The organism is Chromobacterium paludis, assembly GCF_008275125.1.
In the GTDB taxonomy this organism is placed as follows: domain Bacteria; phylum Pseudomonadota; class Gammaproteobacteria; order Burkholderiales; family Chromobacteriaceae; genus Chromobacterium; species Chromobacterium paludis.
In genome coordinates this window covers 1,690,367-1,706,257 of the sequence record NZ_CP043473.1, presented here as the reverse complement: position 1 = coordinate 1,706,257, position 15,891 = coordinate 1,690,367, and the positions used below count along the sequence as shown (strand labels likewise).

11 protein-coding genes are annotated in these 15,891 nt (G+C 66.4%); 4 read left to right on the top strand and 7 right to left on the bottom strand.

Annotated features, from left to right (window positions below; all coding sequences use genetic code 11):
* Nucleotides 1-64 precede the first annotated feature (64 nt).
* On the bottom strand, nucleotides 65-403 hold the full coding sequence (locus FYK34_RS07675; protein ID WP_101708527.1) for a P-II family nitrogen regulator: 339 nt from the start codon (nucleotides 401-403) through the stop codon (nucleotides 65-67).
* Nucleotides 404-550: 147 nt separating this feature from the next.
* Between FYK34_RS07675 and purL the strand changes: the two genes are divergently transcribed.
* A complete protein-coding gene (purL, locus tag FYK34_RS07670) occupies nucleotides 551-4,510 on the top strand; it encodes a phosphoribosylformylglycinamidine synthase (protein WP_149295816.1) in 3,960 nt (1,319 codons plus the stop codon).
* Between the two features lie 61 nt (nucleotides 4,511-4,571).
* On the opposite strand, the gene FYK34_RS07665 is transcribed toward purL, so the two are convergent.
* From FYK34_RS07665 to FYK34_RS07650, 4 genes are read right to left on the bottom strand one after another with little or no spacing between them, the layout of a single operon-like run.
* Complete coding sequence (locus FYK34_RS07665) at nucleotides 4,572-5,531, bottom strand: L-threonylcarbamoyladenylate synthase (RefSeq protein ID WP_149295815.1); 960 nt, start codon at nucleotides 5,529-5,531, stop codon at nucleotides 4,572-4,574.
* A gap of 13 nt (nucleotides 5,532-5,544) precedes the next feature.
* Nucleotides 5,545-6,357 (bottom strand): DUF6671 family protein, encoded by an 813-nt coding sequence (locus FYK34_RS07660; protein ID WP_149295814.1) that lies wholly within the window; start codon nucleotides 6,355-6,357, stop codon nucleotides 5,545-5,547.
* A complete protein-coding gene (locus FYK34_RS07655; protein WP_149295813.1) occupies nucleotides 6,350-8,713 on the bottom strand; it encodes a YbcC family protein in 2,364 nt (787 codons plus the stop codon). The genes FYK34_RS07660 and FYK34_RS07655 overlap by 8 nt, the downstream gene beginning before the upstream one ends.
* Nucleotides 8,706-10,205, bottom strand: coding sequence for an NADH-quinone oxidoreductase subunit L (locus FYK34_RS07650; RefSeq protein ID WP_149295812.1), 1,500 nt, complete (start codon nucleotides 10,203-10,205; stop codon nucleotides 8,706-8,708). Before FYK34_RS07650 ends, FYK34_RS07655 begins: the two co-directional genes overlap by 8 nt.
* 96 nt (nucleotides 10,206-10,301) lie before the next feature.
* Here FYK34_RS07650 and FYK34_RS07645 point away from each other — a divergent pair, with 96 nt between their 5' ends.
* Together FYK34_RS07645 and FYK34_RS07640 are read left to right on the top strand one after the other, a co-directional pair.
* Nucleotides 10,302-11,183: a LysR family transcriptional regulator gene (locus FYK34_RS07645; protein WP_149295811.1), complete on the top strand. Its 882-nt coding sequence runs from the start codon at nucleotides 10,302-10,304 to the stop codon at nucleotides 11,181-11,183.
* Between the two features lie 61 nt (nucleotides 11,184-11,244).
* Nucleotides 11,245-12,222: an alpha/beta hydrolase family protein gene (locus FYK34_RS07640; protein ID WP_149295810.1), complete on the top strand. Its 978-nt coding sequence runs from the start codon at nucleotides 11,245-11,247 to the stop codon at nucleotides 12,220-12,222.
* On the opposite strand, the gene FYK34_RS07635 is transcribed toward FYK34_RS07640, so the two are convergent.
* On the bottom strand, nucleotides 12,219-13,013 hold the full coding sequence (locus FYK34_RS07635; RefSeq protein WP_149295809.1) for a siderophore-interacting protein: 795 nt from the start codon (nucleotides 13,011-13,013) through the stop codon (nucleotides 12,219-12,221). The genes FYK34_RS07640 and FYK34_RS07635 overlap by 4 nt on opposite strands.
* Nucleotides 13,014-13,022: 9 nt before the next feature.
* Nucleotides 13,023-13,646 carry a PadR family transcriptional regulator gene (locus FYK34_RS07630; RefSeq protein WP_149295808.1) on the bottom strand — a complete coding sequence of 208 codons (624 nt, stop codon included), beginning with the start codon at nucleotides 13,644-13,646 and terminating at the stop codon, nucleotides 13,023-13,025.
* A gap of 609 nt (nucleotides 13,647-14,255) precedes the next feature.
* Here FYK34_RS07630 and FYK34_RS07625 point away from each other — a divergent pair.
* The gene (locus FYK34_RS07625; RefSeq protein WP_168209676.1) at nucleotides 14,256-15,881 is read left to right on the top strand and encodes a ShlB/FhaC/HecB family hemolysin secretion/activation protein; all 1,626 of its coding nucleotides are present in this window, start codon (nucleotides 14,256-14,258) and stop codon (nucleotides 15,879-15,881) included.
* Nucleotides 15,882-15,891 lie beyond the last annotated feature (10 nt).

Genomic DNA, 15,891 nt, shown 5'->3' with positions numbered 1-15,891 from the left:
TCATCAGCACGCTGTTCTTGCAAAGGTCAGGCTGACCATAGATTTTACGTTTGAGCGGGCTGTGTCAGATGGCTTGTTCGTTGGTCTCGCCGGTGCGGATGCGCACCACTTGCTCCACTGGGATGACGAAGATTTTGCCATCCCCTATCTTGCCGGTGCGAGCGGCGGCGACGATGGTGTCGATGGCGCGGTCCACCAGATCATCCGGCAGGATCACCTCAATCTTCACCTTGGGCAGGAAATCCACCACGTATTCGGCGCCGCGGTACAGTTCGGTGTGTCCCTTCTGTCGGCCGAAGCCCTTGACCTCGGACACGGTGAGGCCGTTGATGCCTATCTCAGACAATGCCTCGCGCACCTCGTCCAGCTTGAACGGCTTGATGACGGCTTCTACCTTTTTCATTGCGCAATGCTCCTGATAAAACCGGATGATGTTCGGGTAAGGAAGAAAAAATGCCGCCAAGGCGCCGGAAAGTCCGGAACCGCCTTAAAAGCGGCGATGTTTTGCTGTATTATGACGCCCTTTCCTGGTACTTGTCGCGGGTGTCTAATGTCTTACATTACCAAGCTGCGCGGCGGCATTGCATTGTCGCCGTTTCGTCTCGAAAAACTGCAGGCGGCAGCGGCCGATGCCGGTTTTAAGGATCTTGTCCTGACAGCCGAGTATTGGCACTTTGCGGAGAGCGACAGCGAGCTGACGCTGGAGGACGTGAGCGTGCTGGGGCAACTGCTCAGTTACGGCGAAGCGCCGCTGAATGTGGAGCCTCAGGGAGAGCTGTTTCTGGTGACGCCTCGCATCGGCACCCTGTCGCCGTGGGCGTCGAAGGCGACGGACATCGCCCGGCACTGCGGACTGCCGAATATCCGACGGATAGAGCGCGGCACCGCATTCCGGATCCAGACCGCGGATAAATCTTTAAGTAAAGAGGCTCGTCAGACATTGGCGGGCCTCTTGCACGATAGGATGACGGAAACCGTCCTTGCCTCCTTTGATGAGGTGGAAAAACTGTTCGTCCACATTGATCCGCAGCCGATGACCACGGTTGACGTGCTGCAAGGCGGCCGCGCCGCGTTGGAACGGGCCAATGCCCAACTGGGCCTGGCGCTGTCCGACGATGAAGTGGAATACCTGGTGGAAAATTTCGTCAAGCTGGCGCGAAATCCCAGCGATGTGGAACTGATGATGTTCGCCCAGGCCAACTCCGAACATTGCCGCCACAAGATCTTCAATGCCCAGTTCCTCATCGACGGCGTGGAGCAGGCCAAATCCTTGTTCCGCATGATACGCGACACACACGACGCCCATCCGGAAGGCACGCTGGTGGCGTATAAGGACAACGCTTCGGTGATCGAGGGCGCTTTCATCGAGCGCTTCTATCCGCAGCCCGGCAGCCATGGCTATGCCTATGCCAGCGAGTCCACCGACATCCTGATGAAGGTGGAGACGCATAATCATCCGACGGCGATCTCGCCGTTCGCCGGCGCGTCCACCGGCAATGGCGGCGAAATCCGCGACGAAGGCGCCACCGGCCGAGGTTCGCGTCCCAAGGCCGGCCTGACCGGCTTCACCGTTTCGAACCTGAACATTCCGGGCTTCAAGCAGCCTTGGGAAACCTACCGCGCGGACCAGCCGGAATACGGCAAGCCGGGCCGCATCGCCTCGGCGCTGCAGATCATGCTGGATGGCCCCATCGGGGGCGCGGCGTTCAACAACGAGTTTGGCCGGCCCAATCTGGCCGGCTATTTCCGCACCTTCGAACAAGAGTTCGACGGTGAAATGCGCGGCTATCACAAGCCCATCATGCTGGCCGGTGGCCTGGGCAATATCCAGCGGCAGCAGATTCACAAGAACGAAATCCCCGAGGGCGCGCTCTTGATCCAGCTGGGCGGCCCCGGTCTGCTGATCGGCCTGGGCGGCGGTGCGGCTTCGTCCATGGATACCGGCGCCAATAGCGAAAACCTGGACTTCGACTCCGTGCAGCGCGGCAACCCGGAAATCGAGCGCCGCTGCCAGGAAGTGATCGACCGCTGCTGGCAGCTGGGCGAAGCCAATCCCATCGTCTCCATTCACGACGTGGGCGCGGGCGGCCTGTCCAATGCCTTCCCGGAACTGGTCAACGACGCCGGCCGCGGCGCCATCTTCCATTTGCGCAAGGTGCACCTGGAAGAAAAGGGCATGACGCCGATGCAAATCTGGTCCAATGAGGCGCAGGAGCGCTACGTGATGGCCATCCTGCCGGCGGATCTGGATCGTTTCTCCGCCATTTGCGAGCGCGAGCGCTGCCCCTTCGCTGTGCTGGGCGTGGCCACCGATGACGGCCATTTGCAGGTGCGCGACGACTACTTCGACAACAAGCCGGTGGATATGCCGCTGGACGTGCTGCTGGGCAAACCGCCGCGCATGGTGCGCGACGCCAAGACCGCGACGCGCGAATCCCTGGTGTTCGATGCCTCCGGCTATGCCTTGCGTGACAGCGCCTATCGCGTGCTGCGCCACCCCACGGTGGCCGATAAGTCTTTCCTGATCACCATCGGCGATCGCACCGTGGGCGGCATGACGGCGCGCGACCAGATGGTGGGGCGCTGGCAAGTGCCGGTGGCCGATGTGGCCGTCACCACCATGGGCTTCAACACCTGCCGCGGCGAAGCGATGGCGATGGGCGAGCGCACACCGTCGGCCTTGTTCGACGGCCCCGCCTCCGGCCGCATGGCGATAGGCGAGTCGCTGACCAATATGGCGGCCGCTTTTGTCGGCCACCTGGGCAACGTCAAACTGTCCGCCAACTGGATGGCGCCGGCCGGCCACCCGGGCGAGGACGCCAATCTGTATCGCACGGTGCAGGCGGTGTCCGAGATGAGCCAGAGCCTGGGCGTCAGCATCCCGGTGGGCAAAGACTCCTTGTCCATGAAGACGGTGTGGCAGGAGGACGGCGAACAGAAGGCCGTAACCGCGCCGCTGTCGCTGGTGATCTCCGCCTTCTCGCCGGTGGAGGACGTGCGCAAGACCGTGACCCCGGACTTGAAGGACGTCAAGGACAGCGACCTGATCCTGATCGACCTGGGCTATGGCCGCTGCCGCTTGGGCGGCTCCATCCTGGGCCAGGTGTGGCAAGACATGCGCGGCCGCGCGCCGGATGTGGAAAGCCCGCTGCAGCTGGCGGCCTTCTTCAATACGGTGCAATCGCTGCTGCGCGACGACATGTTGCTGGCCTACCATGACCGCTCTGACGGCGGCCTGTTCGCCACGCTGGCGGAGATGATGTTCGCCGGCCACTGCGGCGTCAGCATCGACCTGCAGGAGCTGGTGATCGAACGCCAGAACACCCAGCGCGTGATCGACGACTTTGTCCCGTCCACGCCGGACGCCGCCACCCATGGCCGCATCATGCGCGTGCTGTTCAACGAGGAACTGGGCGCGGTGCTGCAGGTGAAGAAGGCCGACACGCCGGAAGTGATCGCCCGCTTCATGAAGGCCGGCATCGGCCGCGAGCTGTTCGTGATTGGCCGCACCAACACCTATGACCGCATGGTGATCCGCCACAAGGGCCGCGATCTGTTCAGCGAAACCCGCAGCGAACTGTTCTGCGCCTGGTCCGAAACCAGCGCGCGCATGCAGCGCCTGCGCGACAACCCGGCCTGCGCCGACAGCGAGCAGCTGCTGCGCGGGCATGCCAAATCGCGCGGGCTGTTCGCCCAGCTGTCCTTTGATGTGCATGGCGACCCGGCCGCGCCCTATATCTCCACCGGCAAGCGTCCGCGCATGGCCATCCTGCGCGAGCAGGGCGTCAACGGCCAGATCGAGATGGCGGCCGCATTCGACCGCGCCGGCTTCGAGGCGGTGGACGTGCACATGAGCGACATCATCGCCGGCCGCGTGCAGCTGGCCGACTTCAAGGGCCTGGCGGCCTGCGGCGGCTTCAGCTACGGCGACGTGCTGGGCGCGGGCGAAGGCTGGGCCAAGAGCATCCTGTTCAATCCCAGCGCGCGGGCGCAATTCGAGGCCTTCTTCGGCCGCGGCGACACCTTCGCCCTGGGCGTGTGCAACGGCTGCCAGATGATGTCCAATCTGTCGTCCATCATCCCGGGCGCGGAACACTGGCCCAAGTTCCGCCGCAACGCGTCGGAGCAGTTCGAGGCGCGTTTCAGCATGGTGGAAGTGGCGGCATCGCCGTCCATTTTCCTGACCGACATGGCCGGCAGCCGCCTGCCGGTGGTGGTGAGCCACGGCGAGGGCCGCGCGGTGTTCGCGCCGGGCGCGCAGGACAAGTCGCTGGTGGCCTTGCGCTACATAGACTTCGACGGCCGCGCCACCGAGACGTATCCCTTGAATCCCAACGGTTCGCCGGCGGGCATCACCGGGGTCACTACGCCGGACGGCCGCTTCACCATCATGATGCCGCACCCGGAGCGCGTGTTCCGCACCGTGCAGAACAGCTGGCACCCGGCTGACTGGGGCGAGAACGGCGGCTGGTACCGCATGTTCGCCAGCGCGCGGCGCTGGGTGGGGTGATCCCGCCTTGCCAGTGAAAACGGAAGCCCCCGGGCTTCCGTTTTTCTTTGGGCAATGCGTTTCAGAGCGGCCGCGCGGCGCGCTGCAGGCGGTCGCGCACGGCGCGCCAAGCCGCCTCGTCGGGCGGCATCACGATCCAGACCGCCGCGCAGCCGCTGGCATCGGCTTCGTGCAGCGCGGCGTACAGCGCCTGGGCATAGCCCTCCGGTGTCGGCGGCATGCGCTTGAACCAGCCGCAGCGCGCGGCTGGGGCTTCGATGGCCAGCACGGCGGCGTGCCGCCAGCCGGCGTCATGAACCCGCTGCGCCGCCTCGTCGGCCTCCAGCCGATGGCAGGGCTGGCGCGGCGCGTAATGCGAGGCCAGATTGCCGGGCACGCGCGGCGCGTCGGGCGCGGCGGCGTCGGCCAGGTCGAGGTAAGGCGCCAGCATGGCGGCGGTGATGGCGCCGGGGCGCAGGATGGCAGGACGCGCGCCGCTGAGGTCCAGAATGGTGGATTCGATGCCCACCGCGCAGGGGCCGCCATCCACCACGGCGGCGATGCGTCCGTCCATGTGGGCGCGCACGTGGTCGGCGCTGGTGGGACTGATGCGGCAGAAGGGATTGGCCGACGGCGCCGCCACCGGCCGCTGCAGGCGGTCCAGCAGCGCTTGCAGCAGCGGATGGCTGGACCAGCGCAGGGCCACCGTGTCTTGTCCGGCATTGACGATGGCCGGCACCTTTTCGCTTGCCGGCAGCACCAGGGTCAGCGGGCCGGGCCAGAACTGTTCCATCACCGGCCAGGCGCAGTCCGGGACGCGCGCGGTCCATTCATCCAAGTGTGCAAGGCCGGGCAGGTGCACGATCAGCGGATGATCGGCCGGCCGGTTCTTGGCGCGGAAGATGGCGGCCACGGCTTCAGGCTGGGTGGCGTCGGCGGCCAAGCCGTAAACGGTTTCGGTGGGCACGGCGACCAGCTCGCCCGCGCGCAACAGCGCGGCGGCCTGGTCCAGTCCTTCGGGGGTGGGGCTCAATGACTTCATGGTTCTCTAAGGCTCAAGGATTGCAGTAATCGCAGTATTGCGGCGACGCGGCCGCCTGCAAGAGGTGTTGGCGCGAGGCCTGGCAGCATGGGCATTGCCAGCGGCGCACGCTGGGCTGCCGCGTGGGCGCGCCGCAGTCTGCGCATGGCGCGCCGGAGCGCGGCGCGATCTCGCCGAAACCGGGCGCCCCGCAGTCTGGGCAGGCGCTAGCCAGCCGCTGCGCCAGCGCGGCGGCGCAGCGCGAGACCATCGCCATGCGCGTGGGGTTGCGGTGGGCTCGCATATCGGCTTCCAGATGCAGCGGGCCATCTGACAGATGCCGCGCCAGATGCGCGCGCAGCGCGGCTTCATCGGCCAGCGCCTTGTGAAATGCCGCCTCGCCGGGCCGGCCGACGATGAGGCCGTGATCGGGAAAGCCTGCCTGGCGCAGGAGGTCTGGCAAGGCGGCCACATCGCGCAGCGTCCAGTGGCGGAAATTGGTTTCCGGACCCTGTGTCCAGGCTTCCACAGCGTATTGGCGCTCGGCGTCCCAACACAGCAGGAGTTCGTTGGCCCAGCCGCTGAGGCCCAGCCAGGGGTCGCCGCCGAAGCTGCCTTCGCTGCCTATGCCATGCCGCAGCCCGCTGATCTCGCAGGCTAGCTTGGCCTTGGCCAGCGCCGCGTCGCGCTGGCTGCCGGCGCGCGGCGTCTCGCCGGTGAAGGTGCCCAGGCTGTCGGTGTCGAAGCTGTCCACCAACGCCAGTTCCCAGCCTATGGCGGCCAGGGCGGGCGCGATGGCGGCATGCTTGCCGTGGCGGGTGAGCAGGGCGGCGCGCGGCTTAGTCATGCTTCCATCCGCCATCGCCATGCCAGCGCAGCGGCGTCTCGCCGTGCACGCAATACAAGTGCAGCCAGCCGTTTTCCACCAGTTGGCGCGGAATGGGCTGCGCCGCCAGCGCGGCGGCCAGCTTGTCCGGGGGCGCGTCCACGCAGGCCGCCAGCCGCAGCGGCGCGTGGCGCAGCCGTTGGCCGTCATGCACCGACTGCCAGGCCAGGCCGATGCGCAGATCGCCGCTATTGCCTTCGAACACGCCGATGCGTCCCCCCACCACATTGTGCAGCAGCTTGTTGCCGCTGCCGAAGCGGCGCGGGTCCACGGTGGAGGCGAAGTACTGCATATTGATCCAGTGCGCCACCACCATGGGCGCGGCGAGGATGGCCTGCAGCCCTTTGCCGTCCGGGTCGGCCCGCCAGTCGTACTCATGCAGGAAGGCGCGGCCGCCCAGGTCCAGCCGGCGCGTCTTGGCGCGCGGCGCGGCGATGAACAGGGCATTGCCGGCCAGCGCCCATTCCGGCCGCGTTTCCGCCCAATCGCCGCCCTTTTGCCGCATTCTTTTCAGCAGGACGGCGTCGTCCGCTTCCGGGGCGAGGCCCACTTGCGGCGCGCGGCGCTTGCGCGCCAAGGCCGACGCCGCCTGTAATTGCGCTTGCAGGCCTGGCAGGCGCGCGCGCGCGTCCTCGCTCAAGGCGTCGGTGTCCAGCAGCAGGATTTCGTCGCTGTGGGTCAGGTGCAGCGCGGGCAGGAACACCGTGTCGGCGGGGAGGGGGCGGCCCTGCGCCGCCAGTCGTTCCCGCAACGCCGGATCATTGAGCCAGCTGGCCAGGAGCCGCACATGCTGGTGGCCGCCATGGCCGCCGCAGGCGCCGCATTGCAGGGCCGCCGCCTGCGGATTGTTGCTGACGTGGCTGGCGTGTCCCGTCAACAGCACCCAGGGCGCCAGCGGGTCGGCGAGGCCCATGGCGGGCAGCAGGCCGCCCACGATCTCCACCCGTCTGTCCAGGCTGAGTCCGTCTTGCGGCGCCGGCTTGGCGCTGTCTGGCGTGAGCCAGGGGTCGAGCTGCGGCAGGGTGGCCTGACCGGCGCGCGTCTTGCCGCGCCGGATCAGCGAGGCGAGTTTGCCGAGGCCGGCGCTTTCCACCAAGGCGAAGCCCGCCAGCGGCGAGCGCTGAAAGGCTCGCCAGCCGCGCCGGGCGGCAGATGGCGTGGAGGCGTGCGCCGTCGCCGCCTCCCAGGCCGGCGCCAGCAGCACCGGCAGGCGCGGCTGGGCGGCGGCGCTGCCCGGCGCGCGGTAGGCCAGCGGCAGGCCGAAGAAGCCGGCGAAGCCGCAGGTGCGGCTGTCGGGAATGGTTTCTTCCAGCGCGCGGCGCAGCGGTTCGGAACGCACGTCTATGCAGAACACGGCTTGCAGCGCGGGGCGCGCGGTGTCTTCCGCGGCGGATTCACGGCATAGCGCCTGGACGAGCGGGGCGTGCAGGGACAGTTCATGCGCGCGTTGCCAGATCAGCCCGCGCGCGTCGGCTTGGCAGTCGTTCAGCCGCGCCCAGTCGCGCTGCCAGGCCGACCAGGCGCTGCCTGGGCCGCGCGCGCCATCGTCTAGCACGCATTCCCAGGCCAGTTGGATGGCCAGCAGCTGGCGCAGATGGCTGTCGCGCTCGCCCTTGAGGCCAGCCTGCCAGCCCAGATAGGCGCACCAGGCCGCCCAGCCGTTATTGCGCATCAGCAGGGCTTGCAGCCAGGGGGCCAGCCATTGCGGCTGCGCTTGCAACTGGGCGAGGCCCGCGGCCAGCATGGCTTCCGCGTCTTCAGGCAGCTGTTCGGCGCGCCGGCGGATCTGCTCGCGCCGCTCCGGCAGCGCGCTCAGGCCGTAGGGGTGGCGCATCTGCTCCAGCCAGGCGGCGTAAAAGCCGCGCTCATGGTCGAGGTGCCAGTTGGCCTGGTCGCGGTCGAACCAGGCGGCGCAAAACTGGCTGATCTGCTGGATGGCGACATCGGTCCAGCTTTGCGCGCTGAGCGGCCCCGCCGCTTCCGGATGATAAGCGGCGAGCGGGCGCGGCGAGGCGGCAGGCATGTCCTCGCCGGAGGCATCGTCCAGCCAGGCTGGCGCGCCGTCGCGCCAGCCGGCTTCGCGCAGCGCGGTTTCCAGCGCTTCGGGGCGGATTTCGCCGCGCCGCCACGCCTCCCGGTATGCGCTGCGCGGCAGGTGCAGCGGGCTGTCCGCCGCCTGTCGCAGCGTGTCCGCCGCCTGGCGGAAGGGAAGTTCGCGCAGCCCCCAGTAGGGCGAGCTGGCCACCAGGCTGTCCAGCGGCCAGGCTGGCGCGATGGCGGACAGGGCGCGGGCGATGGCGGGCTGATGATCAGTCACGGCGGCTCTCCTGCAGTTGCGGCCAGCTCAGGCTGATGGCGGCGGCGGGACGCTGACGGCGACGGCCGAGCATGCACCACCATTCGTCCAGATGGAAACCGGCGAAGGCATGCGGATAGATCCGGCGCGCCAGCGCGCCTTGCGGATGGCGCAGCAGCCAGCCTTGCAGCAGGAAGGCGGCCAGGAACATCGCGGCCAGCAAGGCCTGCGCCCAGCCAGGCGGCTGCGGGCCATGCAGCGGCAGGATCTGCGCCGCCAGCGCGTGCAGCAGCAGATAGGTCTGGCTTAGGGCCAGCGCGGCCAGCCAGCCGGCCCAGCCGCGCAGCAACGCGCCCATGCCCAGGCCGATCGCCAGCCAGAACACGGCAGGCAAGGCCGCGGCGGGAATCCAGCGCTGCCACAGCCACTGCGAGGCAGCCAGCAGCAGCGCCGCCAGCAGGCCGCGCGCCAGATGCGCGTACGGGCTGTCGGCATCATCGGCGCCCAGCAGGCGCCGCGCGGCGCTGTCGCGCGTCGTTTGGCCGGCCAGCAGGAAGGCGTGAGCCTTGTAGAAGGAGTGGGCCAGCAGGTGCAGCAGGGCCAGCGAATAGCAGCCCATGCCGATTTCCAGCAGCATGAAGCCCATCTGCGCGCAGGTGGACCAGGCCAGGCGCAGCTTGACGCTGATGCGCGTCAGCATCACCACGCAGCATAGCAGCGCACTGGCGCCGCCCCACAGCAGCAGCAGAGCATTGGCCGGCGGCGCGGCCTGCATCAGCGGCGCGGCCTTGATCAGCACCATGCCGCCCAGGTTGACCACGCCGGCGTGCAGCAGCGCGGAAATCGGCGTCGGCGCCTCCATCACCTGGGTGAGCCAGCCGTGGAAAGGCAGCTGCGCGGTCTTGATCGCCACCGCCGCCGCCAGCAGCAGGCCGGCCGCCATGGCGTAGCCCTGCGCGCCGTCGGCCGTCGCGGATGGCGCCCCAGGGATGAGGCTCAGGCTGCCGCCGGCCATCGCCCACAGCAGCAGGGCGGCTAACAGCAGGAGTTCGGCCAGGCGGCTGGCGCGCCATTCGCGCCGCGCGGCCAGCTGCGCGGCCGGGCGGCCGGGGTAAAACGTGAGCAGTGTTTGCAGGGCCAGGCTGCAGGCTATCCAGCCTAGCGCCATCAGCGCGAGATGGCTGGCTTGCACCACCACCGTCACCGCCGCCAGCAGGCAGCCCATGGCGCGCAAAAAGCGCGACTGGCCTGGCTCGCCTTGCATATAACGGCGCGAGTAGCGCAACGCCATCCAGCCCAGCAGCTGGATCAGAGCCTGCATCAGCCAGGCGGCGGCGAACCACGGCGCCGGCGTGGGGAGAAGGATCAGGGGAAAGAGCAGCAGGCCGCCGGCCAGCGCGGCGATTTGGGCGGCCTGCCAATGACGGGGCAGCGCGCGGCCGGGCCACAGGGCGGGCAGCAACCAGGCCAAGGCGATGGCGTAGGGCAGCGCGGCGAGCAGGTCAAAGGGCATGTTGGGCTCCGTTTTTTATCCTGCTTGAACTTTGCCTGACGAAATATGTTCAGTAAAATAGATTAAATATTAGTTTTCATTCTTAATTTAAGAACAATGAGCCGTCTCAACTATCATCACCTGCATTACTTCTGGGCGGTGGCCAGCGAGGGCCACCTGACGCGCGCGGCGGAAAGGCTGCACGTTTCGCAATCGGCGCTGTCCGCGCAAATCCGCCAGCTGGAGGAGCAACTGGGGCAGCCGCTGTTTCTGCGCGAAGGCCGCAAGCTGCAGCTGACCGAACTGGGCGCTGTGGTGATGCGCTATGCCGAGGAGATTTTCGCGCTGGGCAACGAGCTGTTGGCCACCGCCGCCTCCGGCGAGGGGCGTGGCACTTTGCGCATAGGCAGCGTGGCCACGCTGTCGCGCAACTTCCAGGAATGGTTCCTGCAGCCGGTGCTGCAAGCGGCCGATGTGCGGCTGGTGCTGGAGTCCGGCAGCCTGGACGAGCTGCTGCAGCGGCTGAAGGCGCACGAACTGGATGTGGTGCTGTCCAATCGGCCGGCCCTGGGCGACGACAAGCAATCCTGGCGTTGCCGCACGCTGGCGCGCCAGCCCGTGGTGCTGGTGGGGCCGCCGCTGCCCGAGGGGAGGGGGTTCCAGTTCGAGCGCGATCTGCCGGCGCTGCCGCTGCTGGCGCCCAGCCGCAAGAGCGAGATTCGCCTGCGTTTCGACTTGCTGTGCGAGGAGCTGGCGCTGCAGCCGGCCATCCGCGCCGAAGTGGACGATATGGCCATGCTGCGGCTGTTGGCGCGCGACGCCGGCTGCGTGGCGCTGCTGCCGGCCATCGTGGTGCGCGACGAGCTGGACAAGGGCCTGCTGCAGCAATACTGCGCGGTGCCGCGCGTGGAGGAAACCTTCTACGCCATCACCGTGCAGCGCCAGTACTTGCCGCCCTTGCTGCAGCGCTTGCTGCGCGAGGCGGGGGGAGTGTCTTGATTTTGCGGAATGCTATTTGAGTTTCGCGTAGGATGCAGATTCCTGCTTACGGAGACAGTTCATGCGCTTGAGCAAAATCATCCCTGTCGCGATAGGCGCGCTTCTGGCGGCGTGCGCGTCTTTCACGCTGGCCGCGGGCTTGCGGCTGGTCGATATCCCGGCGACCGAAACGGTTCCGGCATTGAAGGCCGCGATCTGGTCGCCATGCGCGCGGCCGCCGGAGACTCGCCAGGTGACGGCCTTCATGGTTCGGGCCCGCCGGGACTGTCCGGTGGAGGGGGCCAAGCTGCCCTTGATCGTGATTTCTCATGGCTTCACCGGCAGCATGTACGGCCACCATGACACGGCGGAGGCCTTGGCGGACAACGGATTCCTGGTTGTTTCCTTGAACCACACCGGGGACAGCGGCATGAGCATGAAGTACCCGTGGGACATGCTGGCCTTTGAGCGGCGGCCGATCGAGATCAAAAGGGTGATCGACTACATGCTGGGCGAGGCGCGGGAGGCGTCGCGCATTGATGCTTCCAAGATAGGCGTGTTCGGCTTTTCCCGCGGCGGTTTTACCTCGCTGGTCGTGGCGGGGGCGGTGCCTAACTTCGCCGGTTCCGAGGTGCGCTGCAAGATGGATCGGCCCCTTTGCCGGCAACTGGAGCGCGAAGCCCCGGGCATGCGCGACTGGGTACATGATGTACGGGTCAAGGCCGCGGCGGCAGTCGATCCGTTAAATGTTTTCCCCGATGCGGCCAGCGTGGCAGGCATCAAGATTCCTGTGTTTCTGTGGATTTCAGAGAAGGGCGGCGACGGCGTGGAGCCGGCGACGGAGGCCAAGCTGCATCCGTTGCTGCCCACCGCGCGCGATTACAAGGTGGTGCAAAACGCCGGGCACTTTGACTTCCTCGCGCCCTGCGCGGAGGCGGTGGCCAGGCACGAGCCGGAAATCTGCCAGGACGCGCCCGGCTTTGACCGGGCCGCCCTGCATAGGCAGATGAATGAGGCCTTGATTCAATTCTTCCGGACGGCGCTGGATATCAAGGCTTAATCGGAAATGCTTTCGTGCGCGCCGGCGTCGCCGCGCTTCCAGTAGCCGGCTACGCGCATGCGCTCCTTGTCCACCCCGCGCGCCTGCAGATGCCGGTGCAGCGGGCGCATCTCGCCGCTTTCGCCCGCGGCCCAGATGTAGCCCACGCCAGCGGGCAGCGGCGCCTGCCGCACTGCCTGCAGCAAATCCTGATGCCGCGCGCGATGCACCCAGACGATTTCCATTCCGGCAGGGGCGGCGAGCGGCAGGCGGCCGCTTTCGTCCTCCACCAGCAGCCAGGCCTGGCCGCGTGCCTGGGCGGGCAGCTCTTCCAGCCGTCGGGCGATGGCAGGCAACGCCGATTCGTCGCCTATCAGCCAGTGCCAATCAAAGCCAGTTGGCACCACCCGGGAGCCGCGCGGGCCGCCCAGGCCCAGGTAGTCGCCGGGCTTGGCCTGGCGCGCCCAGTCCGCCGCCACGCCGCCGGCGTGGGCCACGAAGTCTATGTCCAATTCGCCTTTGACGGCGTCGTAGCGGCGCGGCGTATAGTCGCGCATGGGCGGTTTGGGGTGGTCTGCCGCCAAGGCGATGCCGCTCTCGCCGGCTGCCGGCATGGCGGGTTTGTCCTCGCCTGGCGCGGGGAAGAACAGCTTGACGTGGTCGTCGAATGAGGCCGATACGAAACCGGCCAAATCCTCTCCGCCCAAGGTCACGCGCAGCATGGAGGGCGAGAGTCGCTGCACGCGGCGCACTTGCAGCAGGCGCATGCGGGTGGCGTGGCGCAGTTTCTGCACCATCAGGTCTGGGGTCATGGGACGTCCTTACGCTTGTGTGTCGCCAAGAATCTCGGCGGTGGCGCGTTGCAGGATGGCGGCGATGCGTCGCTGCTCGTCGGCGTCGGCATTGTCGCGCAAGAGCAGTGCGTGCTTCAGCGCACGGCGCGCCTCTATCATTTCGCGGGTCCAGCCGGCAGCGCCGTCTTCGCCGATCTCCTCGCCGGCATAGGCGCGCCGCGCCAGCTCCATCTTGCGGCCGACGTGGCGCAGCTTGGCCAGCATCAATTGGACATGCTCGCTCTGTTCCGCCAGGCGGGACTGGCCCGGCGCGGCGATGGAATAGCATTTGCGGTTGCCAGCGGCTTCCACTGTGACCTGGCCCAGTTCTTCCAGATAAGTCAGCGCCGGATACACCATGCCGGGGCTGGGGCTGTAGTAGCCATTGGAACGGCTGGCCAGTTCCTTGATCAGCTCGTAGCCGTGCGAGGGGCGCTCGTTGATCAGGGCAAGCAGCAGCAGTTGCAAATCTTCCGCGCCGAACTTGCGGCCACGCGTCATTTCGCCGTCGCCGCCGTGCGCGCCCCTGCCGCCATGGCGGCGGCCAAAACCGCTGGCAGCCAGCCAAGCGAGCGGATGAGGCCATCCTTGGTCAAGGTGTCTGTGTTTCATGTGTACTCTCCGGTGCATATCTTACGATACGTATCTTAAGATATATATCGTAAGATGTAATGTCAAGCATGGGTCGGAGAAGGGGGCTGCAGGTTTAAGCGATGGTGGTGGCAATGTGGTGTGGGGATGCTGAGGAAAACAGCCCTGTGCGCTTGCGTGCACAGGGCTGTCGAGTGGGGGGGAGCTTTAAGAGCAGTTGATAGCGGCCATCCGTCTTTGATGGAAAACCGTGGTGATCTGGCAGGCCTGTGGCCGGAAGTGTGGTAAGGATGCTGGCTCCATAGTGAGCATACTCATCCGCGAAGCCGACTGCGGGCTGCTCGGAGTGATCCTGAGTGGGCAGCTATTGGATTTTGTTTGTAAATACAATGTGAGTAAAAACATAAAATTTCACAAATTAGGGGACGTGAGGGACTTTGCTGCAAATTGGTTTTGGTAGGTAGTTTCACTTAGCTTGATTCATGTATTTTTTATTTAAAATATTAAGAAATTTTGAAATATAAATTAAATAATTACTCTATTTTCCTTGTTATGAATCTTCGTATCTTGGCCGCCTTCATGGGCGGCTTGCTATTGCCCGCATTCTGCGGCGCCTCCCCAGCAGACCCGTTGCCCGATGCTGTGCGGCAGCAAACCGATCAACTATTGCGCAGCCATCAGCAACAGCTGGATCTGCAACGGTTGGAGTTGCAAAAACGTCCCGACTCGTTCACTCCGCCGCCAGTCAAGGCTGCGCCACCTCCCGCCAAAACGCAGACGACCGACGCTCGCTGCTTCTCCATCCATCATGTGATCTTGTCGGGCGCGCCGGGAGAGTGGCTGTCTTGGCTGCAGCCGCCGGCAGAGGGCGCGACGACCGGTTGCGTGGGCTTGGGAGAGCTAAATCAGCTGGTTGCGACGTTGACGGACCGCATTGTCGCGCGCGGTTTCGTCACTAGCCGCGTGTATCTGCCGGAACAAAACCTGCGCAGCGGCGAATTGCGTCTGGCCGTGGTGCCGGGCCGCATCCAGGCCATCCGGCTGAAGGAGGGGGGCAACGATGCCGGCTTGCGCAGCGCCTTCCCCACCGGCCCGGGCGAGATTCTCAATGTGCGGGACCTGGAGCAGGGGCTGGAGCAGTTGGGCCGGCTGCCTGGCCAGCAAGCGACGATGGAGATGGCGCCGGGCGACGCGCCGGGCGAGAGCGTGGTGGTGGTTAGCAGGCAAGGCGCGCGGCCGCTGAGCGGCGCGTTGACGCTGGATGATTCGGGGCAAAGCGCCACCGGTCGCCTGCAGGCGAACGGCAGCCTGACGCTGGCTGGTTTGTCGGGTTTGAACGATGTGCTGTCTTTATCTTGGGGACAGGACGCCGAGCATGGCCAGCATCCGCTAAGCCATTCGACTGCGGTCTCCTGGCTGATTCCTCTGGGCAATTGGACGGCGATGGCCAGCTACAGCGGCTTTGGGTATCACCAGACTGTGCAGGGCGTGAATCAGAGCTTTATTTCCAGCGGCCACAGCCGCAATACCCAGCTGTCTTTATCGCGAGTGCTGCATCGCGACCAGAGCAGCAAGACCGAGCTCAAATTCAGTTTGACGCGCAAAGCGTCGCGCAGCTTTGTCGAAGATGCCGAAGTGTCACAGCAGCGGCGGGACTTGACCATCGCCGGGCTGGAGCTTAGCCATCGCCAGTATTGGGGAGAGGCGGTGCTGGACGGCGCTTTCGCTTATCAGCGAGGCATCGGCGCCTGGGGCGCGCAGCCGGATGCGTTGGCGGCGCAAGGCGGCCCTTCTGCCCGCCATGAGTTGTATCAGGGCCGGCTCAGCCTGCAGCTGCCGCTGCATGCCGGCAGCCAAACCCTGCGCTGGAGCAGCGAGTTGCGCGGTCAATACAGCCCGGACTTGCTGATGTCCAGTGAACAGTTCTCCATAGGTGGCCGCAGCACAGTGCGCGGCTTCAATACCAGTTCGCTGACGGGGCAGAGCGGCTACTACGCGCGCAATGAGCTGAGCTGGCCGCTTCCGCCATACCAGGGATTGGTGCTGGAGCCCTATCTGGGACTGGATGCCGGGCAGATTGCGCGCCCGGCGTATGACAGCGGTCCTGACCGCGCCTTGTCTGGATGGGCCGTGGGCCTGAGGGCCAGCCTGGCAGGCCATCTATCCGCCGAGTTGACCCACGAGCGCGCCTTGCACCAACCATCCGGTTGGGACCGTCCGGCCATCACTCATTTCTCGATTTCCGCACAGTGGTAATTCCGCTGCC